The organism is Pseudomonas costantinii (assembly GCF_001870435.1).
Classification (GTDB): Bacteria; Pseudomonadota; Gammaproteobacteria; order Pseudomonadales; family Pseudomonadaceae; genus Aquipseudomonas; species Aquipseudomonas costantinii.
The window spans coordinates 73,021-89,130 of the sequence record NZ_MDDR01000057.1 but is presented as its reverse complement, the minus strand read 5'-3'; the positions used below and the strand labels follow the sequence as shown (position 1 = coordinate 89,130).

16 protein-coding genes are annotated in these 16,110 nt (G+C 61.0%); 7 read left to right on the top strand and 9 right to left on the bottom strand.

Features of this window, described 5'->3' with window-relative positions; genetic code table 11:
- Window positions 1-14: 14 nt before the first annotated feature.
- Together BFL40_RS28110 and BFL40_RS28105 are read left to right on the top strand one after the other, a co-directional pair.
- Window positions 15-1,280: an ABC transporter substrate-binding protein gene (locus BFL40_RS28110; protein ID WP_408003970.1), complete on the top strand. Its 1,266-nt coding sequence runs from the start codon at window positions 15-17 to the stop codon at window positions 1,278-1,280.
- Window positions 1,281-1,292: 12 nt separating this feature from the next.
- Entirely contained in the window at window positions 1,293-2,066 is a 774-nt protein-coding gene (locus BFL40_RS28105; RefSeq protein WP_071486996.1) for an L-iditol 2-dehydrogenase, read from the top strand.
- Between the two features lie 74 nt (window positions 2,067-2,140).
- On the opposite strand, the gene BFL40_RS28100 is transcribed toward BFL40_RS28105, so the two are convergent.
- The gene (locus BFL40_RS28100; RefSeq protein ID WP_071486995.1) at window positions 2,141-2,833 is read right to left on the bottom strand and encodes an NUDIX hydrolase; all 693 of its coding nucleotides are present in this window, start codon (window positions 2,831-2,833) and stop codon (window positions 2,141-2,143) included.
- A 146-nt stretch (window positions 2,834-2,979) separates the two neighbouring features.
- Here BFL40_RS28100 and BFL40_RS28095 point away from each other — a divergent pair, with 146 nt between their 5' ends.
- Genes BFL40_RS28095 through nadE form a run of 3 tightly spaced genes read left to right on the top strand, consistent with a single transcriptional unit; the run spans window position 2,980 to window position 5,670 of the window.
- Window positions 2,980-3,627, top strand: a complete 648-nt coding sequence (locus BFL40_RS28095) for an isochorismatase family protein (protein ID WP_071486994.1) — start codon at window positions 2,980-2,982, stop codon at window positions 3,625-3,627.
- A gap of 11 nt (window positions 3,628-3,638) precedes the next feature.
- Window positions 3,639-4,856: a nicotinate phosphoribosyltransferase gene (pncB, locus tag BFL40_RS28090; RefSeq protein ID WP_071486993.1), complete on the top strand. Its 1,218-nt coding sequence runs from the start codon at window positions 3,639-3,641 to the stop codon at window positions 4,854-4,856.
- 1 nt (window position 4,857) lies between these two features.
- The gene (gene nadE, locus BFL40_RS28085; protein ID WP_071486992.1) at window positions 4,858-5,670 is read left to right on the top strand and encodes an NAD(+) synthase; all 813 of its coding nucleotides are present in this window, start codon (window positions 4,858-4,860) and stop codon (window positions 5,668-5,670) included.
- Between the two features lie 129 nt (window positions 5,671-5,799).
- Here the strand turns inward: nadE and BFL40_RS28080 are convergent, their stop codons facing one another.
- The 7 genes from BFL40_RS28080 to BFL40_RS28050 are packed head-to-tail and all read right to left on the bottom strand — an operon-like array spanning window position 5,800 to window position 12,239.
- Window positions 5,800-6,831 (bottom strand): ABC transporter substrate-binding protein, encoded by a 1,032-nt coding sequence (locus BFL40_RS28080; RefSeq protein WP_071486991.1) that lies wholly within the window; start codon window positions 6,829-6,831, stop codon window positions 5,800-5,802.
- A 14-nt stretch (window positions 6,832-6,845) separates the two neighbouring features.
- Window positions 6,846-7,943 carry an NAD(P)/FAD-dependent oxidoreductase gene (locus BFL40_RS28075; RefSeq protein WP_071486990.1) on the bottom strand — a complete coding sequence of 366 codons (1,098 nt, stop codon included), beginning with the start codon at window positions 7,941-7,943 and terminating at the stop codon, window positions 6,846-6,848.
- Window positions 7,940-9,283 carry an FAD/NAD(P)-dependent oxidoreductase gene (locus BFL40_RS28070; RefSeq protein WP_071486989.1) on the bottom strand — a complete coding sequence of 448 codons (1,344 nt, stop codon included), beginning with the start codon at window positions 9,281-9,283 and terminating at the stop codon, window positions 7,940-7,942. Before BFL40_RS28070 ends, BFL40_RS28075 begins: the two co-directional genes overlap by 4 nt.
- The gene (locus BFL40_RS28065; protein ID WP_071486988.1) at window positions 9,280-9,570 is read right to left on the bottom strand and encodes a (2Fe-2S)-binding protein; all 291 of its coding nucleotides are present in this window, start codon (window positions 9,568-9,570) and stop codon (window positions 9,280-9,282) included. Before BFL40_RS28065 ends, BFL40_RS28070 begins: the two co-directional genes overlap by 4 nt.
- Window positions 9,570-10,364: an ABC transporter permease gene (locus BFL40_RS28060; protein WP_071486987.1), complete on the bottom strand. Its 795-nt coding sequence runs from the start codon at window positions 10,362-10,364 to the stop codon at window positions 9,570-9,572. The genes BFL40_RS28065 and BFL40_RS28060 overlap by 1 nt, the downstream gene beginning before the upstream one ends.
- A 4-nt stretch (window positions 10,365-10,368) precedes the next feature.
- Window positions 10,369-11,214, bottom strand: coding sequence for an ABC transporter permease (locus tag BFL40_RS28055; protein ID WP_071486986.1), 846 nt, complete (start codon window positions 11,212-11,214; stop codon window positions 10,369-10,371).
- Window positions 11,211-12,239 (bottom strand): ABC transporter ATP-binding protein, encoded by a 1,029-nt coding sequence (locus BFL40_RS28050; protein ID WP_071486985.1) that lies wholly within the window; start codon window positions 12,237-12,239, stop codon window positions 11,211-11,213. The genes BFL40_RS28055 and BFL40_RS28050 overlap by 4 nt, the downstream gene beginning before the upstream one ends.
- Before the next feature lie 240 nt (window positions 12,240-12,479).
- On the opposite strand from BFL40_RS28050, the gene BFL40_RS28045 reads away from it, so the two are divergent.
- Together BFL40_RS28045 and BFL40_RS28040 are read left to right on the top strand one after the other, a co-directional pair.
- The gene (locus tag BFL40_RS28045) at window positions 12,480-13,325 is read left to right on the top strand and encodes an IclR family transcriptional regulator (protein ID WP_071486984.1); all 846 of its coding nucleotides are present in this window, start codon (window positions 12,480-12,482) and stop codon (window positions 13,323-13,325) included.
- Window positions 13,326-13,477: 152 nt separating this feature from the next.
- On the top strand, window positions 13,478-13,915 hold the full coding sequence (locus BFL40_RS28040) for a carboxymuconolactone decarboxylase family protein (RefSeq protein ID WP_071486983.1): 438 nt from the start codon (window positions 13,478-13,480) through the stop codon (window positions 13,913-13,915).
- A gap of 3 nt (window positions 13,916-13,918) precedes the next feature.
- Here BFL40_RS28040 and BFL40_RS28035 read toward each other — a convergent pair whose 3' ends face one another.
- Window positions 13,919-16,069 carry a TonB-dependent siderophore receptor gene (locus BFL40_RS28035; protein WP_071486982.1) on the bottom strand — a complete coding sequence of 717 codons (2,151 nt, stop codon included), beginning with the start codon at window positions 16,067-16,069 and terminating at the stop codon, window positions 13,919-13,921.
- Window positions 16,070-16,110 lie beyond the last annotated feature (41 nt).

Below are 16,110 nucleotides of genomic sequence, written 5' to 3'. Positions count from 1 at the left end.
GCCTGGCATTGGCCATGCCCAGCTACGCTGCCGACACCGTGACCATCGCGACGGTCAACAATAGCGACATGATCCGCATGCAGCGCCTGTCCAAGGTGTTTGAGCAGCAGCACCCGGACATCAAGCTCAACTGGGTGGTACTGGAAGAAAACGTGCTGCGCCAACGCCTCACCACCGATATCGCCACCCAGGGCGGGCAGTTCGACGTGCTGACCATCGGCACCTACGAAACCCCGCTATGGGGCGCCAAGCACTGGCTGGAGCCGCTGACTCAACTGCCGGCAGCCTACGACACCGACGATATATTCCCGGCCGTGCGCCAGGGGCTGTCGGTCAACAACACCCTGTATGCGTTGCCGTTCTACGGTGAAAGCACCGTCACCTACTACCGCACCGACTTGTTCAAGCAGGCCGGCTTGAGCATGCCCGCGCATCCGACCTGGACTCAGCTTGGCGAGTTCGCCGCCAAGCTCACCGCCAAGGACAAAGACCAGTACGGCATGTGCCTGCGTGGCAAGGCCGGTTGGGGCGAGAACGTCGCGCTGCTGAGCACCATGGCCAACGCCTTTGGCGCGCGCTGGTTCGACGAACAGTGGAAGCCTGAATTGACCAGCCCTGAGTGGACAGCGGCTGCCAACTTCTACGTCGACACCCTGAAGAAGTACGGCCCACCGGGCGTCTCCAGCAACGGCTTCAACGAAACCCTGGCCCTGTTCAACAGCGGCAAGTGCGCGATCTGGGTCGACGCCAGCGTCGCCGGCTCCTTCACCACTGACAAAAGCCAGAGCAAGGTTGCCGACAGCGTAGGGTTCGCAGCGGCCCCGACTGAAGTCACCGACAAGGGCTCTTCCTGGCTCTATGCCTGGTCCCTGGCGATTCCGGCCACCTCCAAGCACAAGGACGCCGCCAAGGCGTTTATCACCTGGGCGACTTCCAAGGACTACATCCAACTGGTGGCGGATAAAGAAGGCATCACCAACGTACCGCCGGGCACCCGCCAGTCCACCTACAGCGAGGCTTATTTGAAGGCTGCACCGTTTGCCCAAGTGACTCTGGAGATGATGAAACATGCCGACCCCGCGCACCCTTCGGCCAAACCGGTGCCGTACGTGGGCATCCAGTACGTGACCATCCCGGAGTTCCAGGCCATCGGCACCTCCGTCGGCAAACTGTTCTCGGCGGCGCTCACCGGCGGCATGTCGGTTGACCAGGCCTTGCTCCAAGCTCAGTCCACCACCGAGCGTGAGATGAAGCGCGCCGGTTATCCGAAACAACCTTGACGGGACACCCCCATGAAACGATTGGAAGGTAAAAGCGCGCTGATCACCGGATCGGCGCGTGGGATCGGCCGTGCCTTTGCCCAGGCCTATATTGCCGAAGGCGCCACCGTTGCCATCGCCGATATCAACCTGCAACGGGCCCAGGCAACGGCTACCGAGCTGGGCTCACACGCTTACGCAGTAGAGATGGATGTCACCGACCAAGCCTCTATCGACCGCGCGATTGCCGCCGTGGTGGCCCATGCCGGCAAGCTGGATATCCTGATCAACAACGCCGCGTTGTTCGACCTGGCGCCCGTCGTCGACATCACCCGTGACAGCTATGAGCGGCTGTTCTCGATCAACGTCGCCGGTACGCTGTTCACCCTGCAGGCGGCGGCGCGGCAGATGATCAGCCAAGGCCATGGCGGCAAGATCATCAACATGGCCAGCCAGGCCGGGCGCCGTGGCGAGCCGCTGGTGGCGATCTATTGCGCGACCAAGGCGGCGGTGATCAGCCTCACGCAATCGGCGGGGCTGAACCTCATCAAGCAGGGCATCAACGTCAACGCTATCGCACCGGGTGTGGTGGGCGGCGAGCACTGGGACGGAGTGGACGCGCTGTTCGCCAAGCATGAAGGTCTGGCGCCCGGCGAGAAGAAGAGGCGGGTAGGGGCTGAGGTGCCGTTTGGGCGGATGGGCACGGCGGAGGATTTGACCGGGATGGCGATTTTCCTGGCGTCGAAGGAGGCCGACTATGTGGTGGCGCAAACCTACAACGTCGATGGCGGGAACTGGATGAACTGAAGCTCTACGCGGAGCAAAATGTGGGCGGGCTTGCTCGCTCCCACATTTGATCTTCATTGTTCCTGAGGGCGAGGCTATTCCGCAAAACTGCGATCAAAGAAGTAAATATCTCCAGGTTTTAAACTCTGTACCGTCGCCTGTGGCCGTCCACCCTCGCCATTCTTCTTGCGCCCCGTCTCACGCAAATACCCGGCCTCGGTCAGCTTTAACAAGCGCTGACGAATGCTGCTCTTCAACACCGGCCGCGCCAGCACCAGGGAAAAAATCGTGGTGGCTTGCGGCGCGCTGAATTCATCTCCCAAAAACATCAACGGCAAGCTGCTGTACAGCGACTTGGAAAACAACCGCTCCTGCACGGCCGCCACGATCAGGTTGTGATCGAACGGCAGCTTGATGCTGCCATCCGCCACGGCATTCAACGAAAACCAGCCTTGATGCTCAGCCAGCGTCACTTCATCCGCCACGATCGCCAGGTAGTAAGTGGACGACGACCAACAGCGCGGATCACGAAACGCATCACCCACCGTCCCGACTTGTTCACTCCAGGCCAGGTTCAAACCCACCTTGTCACTCGCGCGCAACCGCTCCACCGCATCCTTGAGGCTCAGATCTTGCACACCGCCGTTCACCACCACGCCCGGTAACGCCCAATGCCCGGCAAAAGGCTCGGCGTCACGTTTATTCAACAGCAGCTTTAATTCCCCGGAGGTGCGGCAGTAGAACAGTGCGCACAGGTCGACGGTGTGCAGGTAGGCGCTAAGTGACATGTGAAATCCTTATAAACAATGGCGGGGCACAGTCTAACGGATCGAACAGATATGTCATGTACTGATACAAGGATAGATAAATAGATATTTGTTGCAATGAAAGTACACGACGTGTACTTTTGTTTCCAGGCCACAGGAGAACCACCATGACCCTCTCGAAAACTGCCATTGCTTCATTCGACGTCGACCCCCAGAAGAGCTTCACGCCGCTGTGTCCCGACGAGTTGCCTGTAGCAGGCGGCGATCAGATCGGCGCCGAGCTCAACTATATGGCCAGCCTCGCCGGCCACCGCGTCGGCAGTAAAGACGCCCACACGCCGCAGGCCCCCTGGGTGGTCACGCAACGCAGCGACATGTACCAACCCACCGGCCTGGCTCACGCCGATATCACCTGGGTCGCCCACTGTGTACCGGGCACCGAGGGCTTCACGCTGTTGGACGAGTTGCCCGCGCCGTATGACTACGACTACTTCATCTGGAAAGGCGTCGAACCCGACCTTCACCCTTACGGCGCGTGCTACCACGACCTGCACGACAAGCTGTCCACCGGCGTCATTGAGTATCTGAAAGCGCAAGGCGTGACGCGTGTGATCGTCGGCGGCCTGGCCCTGGACTACTGCGTCAAAACCACTGCGCTGCAACTGCTCAAGTCCGGCCTGGAAGTGGTCCTGCACCTGCCGGCGTGCAGAGGTATTACGCAGGAGGGCGGCGTAAAAGCCGTCAATGAGTTGCTCAAGGCCGGTGCCGTCATCAGCAGCACCCGCGAAGAACTGGCCGCGATGGCCACGCGTTAAGGAGACACACCATGGAAAGTGCCTACGACTACGAGTCCCCGGTGATCCAGGGTTTGCTCGACACCGACTACTACACCTTCACCATGATGCAGGCTGTATTGCACCAGCACCCCAACGTCGATGTGGAATACAACTTCATCGTACGCGCCAAGGAAAAGCTCGGTCACCTGATCCCGCAACTGCGCGACGAGCTGGAAAAACTCGGCGGCCTGCACATGCGTGAAGGTGAGTTGCGCTTTCTGTTCAACCCACGTTTTCGCGAATACCTGACCCCGGATTACGAGCGCTTCCTCGGCCTGTTTCGCTTCAACCTGCGCTATATCCACGTCAGCGAAATCGACAGGCAACTGAACATCCGCGTGGTTGGCCCGATGCTGCACTGCATCATGTTCGAACAGCCGGTCTTGGCGTTGGTCAGCGAGCTGCGCAACCGCGACAAATACCCCGATGTCACGTTGGAAGACGTCACCCGCAAGCTCTACCAGAAGTTCGACTGGCTGGAGAAAAACCTCAGCCGCGACGAACTGGCCGACCTGCGTGTTTCCGATTTCTCTACCCGTCGGCGTCTGTCGTTCAAGGCTCAGCGCGAAGTCGTCGACATCATGCGTCGCGACTTCCCCGGCCAGTTTGTCGGCACCAGCAACGCGCACCTGGCCTATGAGTTCGACCTGCCGCTGATCGGCACCATGGCCCACCAATGGCTGATGGTGCACCAGCAACTGGGGCGTCTGCGCGAGAGCCAGAACGCCGCGCTGGAGAACTGGGTGCGTGAGTATCGCGGTCGCCTCGGCATTGCCTTGACCGACTGCATCAGCACCGACTTTTTCCTCAAGGACTTCGACCTGTACTTCGCCAAACTCTACGACGGGCTGCGCCAGGACTCCGGTGATCCGATCGCCTGGGCCGACAAGGTCTTGGCCCGCTACAAAGAACTGGGTATCGACCCCATGACCAAGGACCTGATGTTCTCCGACGGTCTGAATTTTGAAAAATGCCTGCCGATCCTGCGTCACGTGCGGGGCAAGGCTAAGTTTGGGTTTGGCATGGGCACCAGCCTGGCCTGTGATGTGGAGGGTGTGGAACCGCTGAGCATCGTGATGAAACTGGTGCGGGTACACGGTGAACCGGTGGTGAAGTTTTCCGATGATCCGATCAAGAATGTCTGCGAAGACGCCTCGTTTTTGCAGTATGCGGCGAAGGTATTTAACGTCGGCAGCGTGGGGGTGTGACATGCAAACTCAAGAACGTATCGCCCAGGAACTGAAGATCAATCGGTCGCTGGTCAGGGGCGGTGAACCGCAGGAGATTCAAAGACGCATCGACTTCATCAAGACCACGCTGCGCAACTCAGGCTGCAAGGCTTTGGTACTGGGCATCAGCGGCGGGGTTGACTCCCTAACCGCCGGCCGCCTGTGCCAGTTGGCGGTTGAGCAGATGCGAGCCGAAGACTACGCCGCGCGCTTTATCGCCATGCGCTTGCCCTATAAAGCCCAGGCAGATGAAGGCGATGCCCAGGCTTCCCTGGATTTCATCACCCCGGACCATATCGATACCCTGAATATTGCCGCCAGCGTCGACGGCTTGATGGCCAACCTGTCGACTGACCAAGCCAGCGCCGAGCAGATCGACTTTATCAAAGGCAACGTCAAAGCCCGTTCACGGATGATCGCGCAATATGCCGTGGCCAACCTGCACAACGGCCTGGTCGTCGGTACCGACCACGGCGCCGAAGCGTTGATGGGTTTTTTCACCAAGTTCGGTGACGGCGCCTGCGACCTGGCACCGCTCTCGGGCCTGACCAAAACCCAGGTTCGCCTGCTGGCCACGGCCCTTGGCGCACCAGCGAACCTGGTGCACAAACAGCCCACCGCCGACCTTGAAGAGTTGGCGCCAGGCAAGGCAGATGAGCAAGCTTACGGCTGCTCTTATGCAGAGATCGACGCCTACCTGATGGGCGAGCCGGTGAGTGAGCGGGTGAGGGCGATTGTTGAGGGTGCGTACAGCAAGACAGCGCACAAACGCGCCTTACCGATCACCCCCTGATCGTTCCCACGCTCTGCGTGGGAATGCCTCCCGTGACGCTCCGCGTCACCTATACGCAAGACTTAAAGGCAGGACGCGGAGCGTCCAGAGCTGCATTCCCACGCGGAGCGTGGGAACGATCTTTAAGGGCTAGCGTTCAATCGAGCGACTCCAGCGCGCATTCCACTCCGGCCGCGCCCGGTTCACTTGGTCCCAATCAATCGAAATTGCCGTCTGCAAGTAACCCTGCATCGCCTCCACCCGCGCACGGGTCTTGTCGGTGGTCGGTGTGGTCGGGTTCGAAGGGATTTGATCACCTTCCTCCAAGGCCGGGGCCTGGGCTTGGGCGGTCAGCAGGAACGCCGCGAGTTTCTGCGCGAGTTCCGGTTGGTCATTACGCGCGATCACGCATTCGGCCACGTTCAGCACCACTGCGCCTTCCTTGGGTTGCGCGTATTCCATGGGGATGCCCAGCAGTTTCTGGGTCGTGACCTGGGTCGGCGTCAGGGGGAAGATCGCGGCTTCGTCGGTTTGCACCATCTCGGAGATTTTTGCCGAGCTGGCGATGTATTCCAGCACATTGGGGCCCACGGTTTTTGGCCAGGCCTTGAAGCCCGGCTCCACGTCTGTCTCTGAGCCGCCCTGGATGCGGTTGAACATCAAAAAGCCGTGCAAGCCGAAAGTCGAAGAGGCCAGGGACTGGAACACCACTTTGTCCTTGAAGCGCGGGTCGGCCAGGTCCATCCACGAGGTGGGCGGCGCCCAGCCTTTCTCCTTGAACATCTTGGCGTTGTAGCCCAGGCCGGTCACGCCCAGGGTCACGGCCACGGCTTGATCCTTGATCTTCGCCTTGGCCGGGATCTGGTCCAGGGTCGGGTTCGGCGTGAGCGTGTCGCACAGGCCCATGGAAATCGCGCGGTACATGATGCCGTCATCCAGGAACATCACGTGCATTTGCGGGTTGTCTTTGTTGGCCTGGACCTTGGCGAGAATGTCCGACGAGGTACCGGGCACGATCACCACCTTGACGTTATTCGCCTTCTCGAACGCGGGCAGCACCTTGTCGGCGTACACCCGTTCCATAGTGCCGCCGTTCATGCCCAGGTACAGCGTCGGCGCCGCATGGGCGGTGGACACGAGCAATGCGAGGGACAAGCAGGACAGCGCGATACGTGTGTTCATGGGTGTTTTTCCTCTCAGGCTTGGAAACGACGGATGGAAAACGCTTCGATGGGGTGGCGGCTGGCGCCCAGGCAGACAATCTCTGCCAAGGCTTCACCGACTGCGGGACCGAGCTGGAACCCGGCGCCGGCAAAGCCGAAACCGTGGAGCAGGCCAGGTGTGGTGCTACTGAGGCCGATCACCGGCTCATGATCGGGGAGGTAACCTTCGGTGCCGCTCCAGGTGCGAATCGCCTGGGCACCCTTGAGGAACGGGTAAAGCTCGCCGGCATTGCGCAGGATTTCCAGCACCGCCGCTTGCCCGGGGCGTGCCTGTTGCGGGCCCAGGGCAAAGCCGCGACCGCCGCCGAGGATGCAATTGCCCCTGGCAACCTGACGCGCATAAATTCCACCGCCTTCGACGCCCGTGCTCACGTTCATCACCACCGGCAACGGCTCGGTGACGAGCATCGCCGGGTGTGCTGGAGTGATCGGCACCGGCTCGCCAAACAGTTTCGCGACGGTGCCGGCCCAGGCGCCAGCGCAATTGAGCAGCCACGGTGCTTGGAGGTGCAGGCCATTGGCGCAGTGAATCTGGAAGCGATGGCCGTCGTGCTCAATTCGAACCACTTCCGCCTGCTCGTAGATTGACGCGCCGTGGCGCTGTGCTGCACGGGCGAAGGCGGGTGACACCAGTCGCGGGTTGGCATGCCCATCTTCCGGGCACAACGAGGCGCCTACCGCGATATCGCCCACCCAAGGGAATCGTGCACGCAGCTCGGTGTAATCCAGCAACTGCAAGTTCATGCCAAAGCCACGGGTGTGTTCGGCATACGCCTGCAACGCAGCGAAATCCGCATGACTGCGCGCCAACTTCAAATGCCCGGAGCGCACGTACTCTCCATCGATGCCGATCAACCCCGGCAAGTCAGACCACAGTTCATGGGCGCGTTGTGACAGCGGCAACTGATGCAATGGCCGACCTTGGCGGCGCACGCCGCCATAGTTGACGCCACTGGAGTGCGAGCCACAAAAATCGCGCTCCACCAGCGCGACGCGCCGGCCTTTCTGCGCAAGCATCAACGCCGCCGAAGCGCCGACAATCCCCCCGCCTAGAACGATGACATCGATCATGGCTGCACCTCCACGCCAAACGGCAGCGGTTTTATGGGGGCCTGGCCACGCAAACGGCCGACGTCTTGAATGCCTCGGCCACTGCGCTCAGCGATAATTTCGGCCGCCGCCAGCCCGCACATACGGCCCTGGCAACGGCCCATGCCGACGCGGCAATGGGCCTTGACCCGATTGATTTCCCAGTGGCCTTCATCGACCACCGCGCGCACGTCGCCGACGCTGACTTCTTCGCAGCGGCATACAATCAGCTCGTCGGGCGCCTGCGCAGCCCACTGCTCAGGGAAGGGAAATGCGGTTTCCAGTCCATGGCGAAAACGCTGGATGCCCGCCAATTGCTGCTCCAGAACGGCGGGGCGGCGATGATCAATCGCGATGCCCGAGTCTTCCAGCACCGCCAGTGCCGCGCGCTCACCGGCCATGTGTGCCGCATCGGCGCCCATGATCCCGGCCCCATCACCGGCCAGGTAAACCCCGTTGATGCTGCTGCGCCCGGCGTTGTCGCGTTGCGGCAACCAGGCGCGGTTCAATCCATTCCAGGAAAATTCACAGCCGAGCAAGTCCGCCAGTTGCGTCTCGCTGCGCAGGGCGTGGGCGAAGGCCACCGCGTCACACTCCAGCGTTTGCTCGCCCCAACGGATACCGCTGACCCGCTGCTCACCGTCGATGTGCTTGAGGGTTGCACCCTGATGCACGGGAACCCCATGGGCCGTCAGCCAGGCGCGGTAATACACACCTTTGGCCAAGGTCGCCGGTTGCCCGAGCAGCGCCGGTAATGCGCGGCATTGGGCACTGAACGGTGCGCTGTCGAGCACCGCCACCACCTTGGCGCCCGCCTTGGCGTATTGATAAGCCACCAGGTACAGCAACGGCCCGCTGCCACACAACGCCACCCGTTCACCGATGGCGCAGCCTTGGTACTTCAACGCAATCTGCGCGGCGCCCAGGCTGTAGACACCGGGCAAGGTCCAGCCCGGCACCGGCAAAATTCGATCGGTCGCGCCGGTGGCGACAATGATCTTCGAGTACTCAAGGCTCTCGGCGCGGCCGTTGTTGAGCATATCCAGGCGCCCGTCCTCGGTGTTCCACACCAGGGTTTCGGGTCGGTAGTCGATCAAGGGCGCCAGTTCATCCAGCGTGCGATGCACGGCCTCGGCCTTGCCCGCTTCAAATCCATACAGTTGCTTGGCCGAGCGCTGAAAGTTCGCGGGTTGGCGCCGATAGATCTGCCCGCCGCCGCGCAGGCTCTCATCCACCAGGCACGGTTTGATGCCATGCTCGAGCAGGGTGCGCGCCGCGCTGATTCCCGCCGGGCCTGCGCCCACAATCACCACCGGCTTCATGGTTGGCGCCCCGGATCACGGCTGATCGCCTGGCCTGCTTCCAACAGGGTTGAACAGGCGCGCACGCGGCGCCCATCCTCAAGCCGTACCCAGCAATCCTGGCAGGCGCCCATCAAGCAGAAACCGGCACGACGCTCGGCACTGAAATCGCTGCCGCGCACGTGGTCGGCGCAGGTCAGTATGGCGGTCAACAGGGTGTCGCCGAGCAAGCCGCTGGCCGGTTGGCCGTCCAGGGTGAACGCCAGGGCAGGGCGCTGGGTTTCGGCCAATCGTTTGAACAAGGCCATCAATGTTTCCCCACCAGCACGCGGTCCAGGCCGTAGACCCGATCGAGCAGAATCATGGTCGCCGCCGTCAGCGCAATCACCAGCGCCGAGACCGCCGCCATCATCGGGTCGATGGATTCGGTGGCGTACACGTACATGCGCACCGGCAAGGTTTGCGTGGCCGGCGAGCTGACAAAGATCGACAGCGTCACTTCATCAAAACTGTTGATAAACGCCAGCAACCAGCCACCGGCCACGCCGGGCAAAATCATCGGCAGGGTGATCTGGCGAAACAGCGTAAAGCGGCCGGCACCCAGGGATTCCGCTGCCTGCTCGGCGCTGCGATCAATACCGATGGCTGCGGCCAGCACCAGGCGCAGCACGTACGGCGTGATGATCACTACGTGCGCCAGCATCAGCCAGGTAAAGCTGCCGTTGACGCCCATCAGCGCAAACAACCGCAGCATCGCCACGCCCAGCACCAGGTGCGGGATGATGATCGGCGACAAAAACAACGCGCTGAAAAAATTGCGCCCGGGAAACTGGTAGCGACTGATCGCCAAGGCCGCCGGCACGGCAATCAGCGTCGCCAGGGTCGCAGCGGTAAACGCCAGGATCAGGCTGTTATAGAACGCATGGATGAAGTCGGCACGCTCGAACACCGCACGAAACCAGCGCAGGGAAAAACCCGACGTCGGCAGGCTCAAGGTGTTCTCCGGAGTGAAAGCCACCAGGCACACCACCACCAGCGGCGCCATCATGAACAGCACCACCAGGCCATGGAAGCCGAGGGCCAAAGGACCGTTTCTAGTCATGCGCTTAAACCCCCAGGGACTTTTTGTAGCGGCCTTCGACCATGCGGTTCCAGCTCAGCATGATCAGCAGATTGACCAACAGCAGCACCACCGCGATGGTTGCACCCATGGGCCAGTTGAGTTCCGAGAGGTACTGGTCGTACACCACGGTGGCGACCATTTTCAGGCGCCGCCCGCCGAGCAAGCCGGGGATCGCAAAGGAGCTGGCGGCGAGACCGAACACGATCAGGGTGCCGGACAACACGCCGGGCATCACCTGCGGCAAAACGATTTTGCGCATCACCGTGGCCTGGCTCGCGCCCAGCGACAACGCCGCCTGTTCGGCCGAAGGGTCGAGTTTTTGCAGGGAGGTCCACACCGGAATGATCATGAACGGCAACATCACATGCACCAGCGCGATGATCACCGCGAACGGCGTGTACAGCAGTTTCACCGGGCGCCCGCCGAGGGCCTGGATCACTTGGTTCACCAGCCCATCGGCACCGAGCAGCAGGCTCCAGCCGAAGGCGCGCACCACCACCGAAATCAGCAGCGGCGTCAGGATCAGGATCAGGAAAATCGAGCGCCATGGCGTGCCCATGCGGCTGAGGATGTAGGCCTCCGGCACACCGATCACCACGCACAGCAAGGTCACCAATGCGCTGATCCAGAAGGTGCGCCAGAAAATCTCGTAGAAGTAGGCGTCGCTGAACAGCGACAGGTAGTGGGCGAAGGTCCACTCATCGGCCTTTACGCCGACTTGGTAGTCGAACACGTTGAACGACAACACCAGAGTCATCACCAGCGGCAGGATCAACAAGCCACTGAACAGCACCAGGGCCGGCAGCGACAACAGATAGCCCCGACTCATGCGTGCACCTCATCCGCTGCCAGCACGCGCAGCAGGCTGGCTTGCCATTCCAGGCCTACCGCTGCGCCGCAGCCCAGCGGTGGGCTGCCGTCATTGCTGCGCACCACGGTGATTTCGCCGAGGCTGGTGTGGATGCGGTACAGCCACTGGCTGCCGAAGAAGTAGCGGTCAAGGACCTTGCCTTGCAGTCGCCCCAGACCTGCGTCCACCAGCTGAATTTTTTCCGGGCGCAGGCTCAGGGTCAGCCCGCCGTCGCCGCCTGTATGGCGCACTTGTGGGGTGCCGAGTTCGTCATAGTCGCCGGGCAACAGATTGGCCTTGCCGACGAAGTCCGAAATGAAGCGCGTGCGCGGATGCTCATACAGTTTGTACGGCGCGTCGATCTGGGTTACGCGCCCTGCCTGCATCACCACCACGCGGTCGCTGATTGACAGCGCTTCGGCCTGGTCGTGGGTGACCATCAAGGTGGTGATGCCCACGGCGCACTGGATACGACGGATTTCAAACTGCATCTCTTCGCGCAGATTGGCGTCGAGGTTGGACAGCGGTTCATCGAGCAGCAACACCGGCGGTTCAATCACCAGCGCGCGAGCCAGGGCCACGCGCTGGCGTTGGCCGCCGGACAATTCGCGCGGGTAGCGCTCGGCGTGTGGAGCAAGGCGCACCAGTTCCAAAACGGTTTTGACTTTATTGGCTATCTCGGCGGCCGGCACTTTGCGCATTTTCAGGCCGAAGGCGACGTTGTCGCGCACGCTCATGTGCGGGAACAGCGCGTAGCTCTGGAACACCACGCCCAAGCCACGGCTGGCGGGCTTGGCGTGGGTGATGTCGCGCCCGTCGAGCAGGATCTGCCCGCCACTCACATCGACGAAGCCGGCGATCATTTGCAAGGTGGTGGTCTTGCCGCAGCCGGAGGGGCCGAGCAGGGAAACGAACTCGCCTTTTTCGACTGAAAGGTCGGTAGCGACCACCGCGTCGACGGCGCCGTAGCGTTTGCTCAAGGCGTTGAGTTGGAGAAAAGCCATGTCTGCGGTCCACCTTTTTTGAGTCGCGTCGAAACGCGCTTTTTTGTTTTGGGCAGATGCGAAAGCGTGTTGCGGGTGCGTTGGCGCTCGATCTGGGTCGGCTGCCGTTAGTTGTTCATTTCGCCCCTGTGGACGCAGATTAGGACGAAGACTAGGATGGGTGGAAGATAGAATTTCACTGAACGGACTACTAATTTCAGTTTTATTCATTCAATAGAATTTATGTCGAGATTGAATGTTATGGATTCCACTGAGCGGAATAATTTTCCAAAGGAAGGGCAACTGAAAGAAGTCGGCGCGGGTGGCGTATCTCGTTTGTTCGCGTTGCTGCGAGTGCTTGGCACGGTTTCAGAAGGCGGCGAGCGCGTCACCCAACTTGCGCAACGAGTGGGCCTGTCCCAACCGACTACGCACCGCCTGCTGCGTAGCCTGATGGACGAAGGCATGGTCGAACAGGACGCGCGCAGCAAGCACTATCGCCTGAGCCTGGAGTTCTTCGCGCTGGCGGCGAATGCGGGCAAGACCGGCAACCTGCGCGACCTGGTGCGGCCGAGCATGTTGCGTTTGAGTGCTTCACTGGGGGACTCGCTGTTTCTGTTGGCGCGCAGCGGGTTCGATGCGATCTGCCTGGACCGCAGCGAAGGGCCGTACCCGATTCGCACCTTTACCGGTGATATTGGTGGGCGCGTGGCATTGGGCGTGGGGCAGGGCAGCCTGGCGATATTGGCGTTTTTGCCGGAGGAAGAGCGTGAGACGGTGATTCGCTACAACCTGCCACGGCTCAAGGACTTTCACCTATATGACGAAGTGCTGTTGCGTTCCGAAGTGGAGAACGTACGCACGCTGGGCTATGCCGCGCGCAACACGGGCGTGCTGGAAGGCATGGCCGGGTTGGCGGTTCCGATTCTGAATCGGGATGGGCATGCGGTAGCGGCGTTGAGTGTGGCGACCATCAGTGACCGGCTGGGGCCTACGCGGTTGCCGATGGTGGTGGAGTTGTTGAAGCGCGAGGCGGCGGCTATAGGGCCAAGGATCAATCCATTCGATCCCACTTTGCGCCGCCCCTCGCAAACCTTCGGCGGATAACTGATCTGCGCCGCCCAATCGCCGGTATTTGTCGGTGCGAGGCGGTTTGTGGTGGGACATTGGTCACCTGTTCTTCCCCCAAATTGGATATTCCTCCAGATCACCTCGGTGACTAACCTAGCCACCAATCCACACCGTTCTGGAGTACTACCATGCAAACCCGTACCGATTTCTACACCGCCTCCCCAGACGCTATGAAAGCCATGCTCGCCCTGGAAACCGCCGTCGGCAAGCTGTCGATAGAACTGCCGTTGCTGGAGCTGATCCGTCTGCGCGTCTCACAAATCAACGGCTGCGCCTTCTGCCTCGACATGCACACTGCCGACGCCCGCAAAGGCGGTGAAACCGAGCGCCGCCTCTACACCGTGTCGGCCTGGCGCGAAACGCCGTTCTTCACCCCGCGTGAGCGCGCCGCCCTGGCCTGGGCCGAAAGCCTGACCCTGATCAGCCAGACCCACGCAGGCGATGAAGACTACAATGCGCTTGCCGCCGAATTCAGCGCGCAAGAACAGATCGACTTGAGCGTGGCCATTGCGACCATCAACAGCTGGAACCGCTTGGCCGTTGGTTTTCGCAAGATGCCCAAGTAAGGCTTAGAAATTGACCGATGCACTCAGGCGCGCCGTCAAGGGTGCGCCCTGGAACAGGTAGTCATCGCCCATGTATTCGCCTGCGTCGCGCCAGTATCGCTTGTCGAACAGGTTGTCGACGCTCAGGCGAAACACCGTCTCATAGCCGTCGATCCTGGTGGTGTAACGGCTGCCGACATTGACCACCGCATAATCTCCCACCTCCACATTACCGGTGCGGTTGGCGTACTTCTTGGCGCTGTATTGCACGCCGCCCAGCACGGCCAGGCCATTCACCCACGGCAACGCATAGTCGGCATACACACTGGCGCGCAGCTTGGGTACGTTGATCGCCTGGTGGCCTTCGTATTCAGGTGTACCGCTGCCGGTCACGCGTGCGCGAATCGCCGCCACGCTGGTCGCGATCTGCAGGCGGTCGGTGGCCCAGCCATTGGCGGACAGTTCCAATCCGGTATTTTTCTGCTCGCCTTGTTGCACGTAGGTGAAGTGGCCGGCGCCGTCAGGTTTTGCGTACTGGTAGGCCTGGCGGGTCTGGAAGATGGCAGCGGCGAAACTGATGCGGCGCCAATCGTATTTCACACCGGTTTCGATTTGCCGTGAGGTGGTCGGGGCCAGGGTCTCGCTTGAGTTGGTTGCAAACCACGGCGCTGTACCGCCCAATGACAGGCCCTTGCTGTAGCTGGTGTATAGCGAAACGTTTTCCACTGGTTTGTAGATCAATGAAGCCTGGGGCAGGAACACGTATTGCTGGGTGTGGCGCGTTTCGGTGCCATTCTTGTCGAAGGCTTTTTCATCGAGGCGCACTTCGCGGCCACCGAGGATGGTTTGCCATTGCTCGTTGAAGCGTATGCGGTCGGTGACGAACAGCCCGTACTGGCGACTGTCGAGGTTGCGATGGCTGTCGTTCAGAGGCTTGTCGGTGGGGGCGAAGGTCGGTGCATCTTCGTTGATATTGCCGCTGCCGATGTATTCGTTCACCGCGTCGCGTTTGTCCACAACTCGGCGAAAGGCGCTGGTGCCAAAGGTCAATTCATGGCCCAGCCCTGCGGTGTCGAACAACCCGGTCATTGCCGCCTGCACTTCATCGTCACGGCGGGTGTCGTCGGGGCTGCGGTAGTCGTAAATGTCGTAGTCGCCTTCAGGGCTAAAGGTGTTGGCGTTGCAAGTACCCACGTAGTAACAGCCCCAGGCAAACGAACTGTAATCGTCAATCACCACCTTGCTGCGCGCCGCACTGACGCTGCCTTTCCACTGATCGCTGAACCGGTATTCAAACTTGCCGTTGAGGTTCAACGAGTCAATGCCAACCTGATGGGACCCACTCTGGTACCCCAGCAGCTTTTTCGGCGACGCGTTATGCGGCACTTCGGTACCGCCCAGCAACTGATAGCCAGGCACCGAGCGCTGTTGCTTGTTCTGGTATTCCGCATCCAACTGCAACAGCGCATCCGGGCTGATGTTCCAGTCAAAGGCCAGGGATACAAAATCCCGTTGGCCATTTGCATGCTCGACATAGGAATGCAGATCTTCATGGGCCACGTTGGCGCGCAGGCCGAATTGCTGTTCGCTGCCAAACCAACCGCCGACATCCGTGGCGATATAACCGCTGCCACGATCATCGGTGGACACCGTCACCGAGCGCACATCTTCCGGGCGCTTGGTCACGTAGTTGATCACGCCGCTGGGCTCGGAAATCCCGCTCTGCAAACCGGCCAGGCCCTTGAGCACTTCTACCTGCTGTTTGTTTTCCAGCGCGACGTTCTGCTCACCGGTGATGGTGCGCCCGTTGATCTTGTAGCTGCTGGCCGCGTTCAGCGAGAAGCCGCGCACCACGAAGTTCTCGTAGTAGCCGATTGGCGCATAGCTGTCGCCCACTGAGGCATCGTTGCGCAGTACTTCACTGAGCAGGCGTGCTTGCTGGTCCTTGATCAGTTCAGCGTTGATCACCGTGATCGAGGCCGGGGTGTCCAGTAGCGGTGCTTCATTGAAACCGCCGACCGAGGCGGTTTCATTGCGATAACCGGACTCATCCTGGCCCTGGACCTTCACCGCCGGCAGTTCTATCTCAGCCGCTAGGCTGCTACCGATACCGCCGCTGAGCAGCAGGCCAAGGGCGAAACGTGAAGTGACAACGGGACGGAAACGCAAAACCATGGGGCAGGGCCTTAAAGCGCGGGGCGGGGGGCGCATAAACT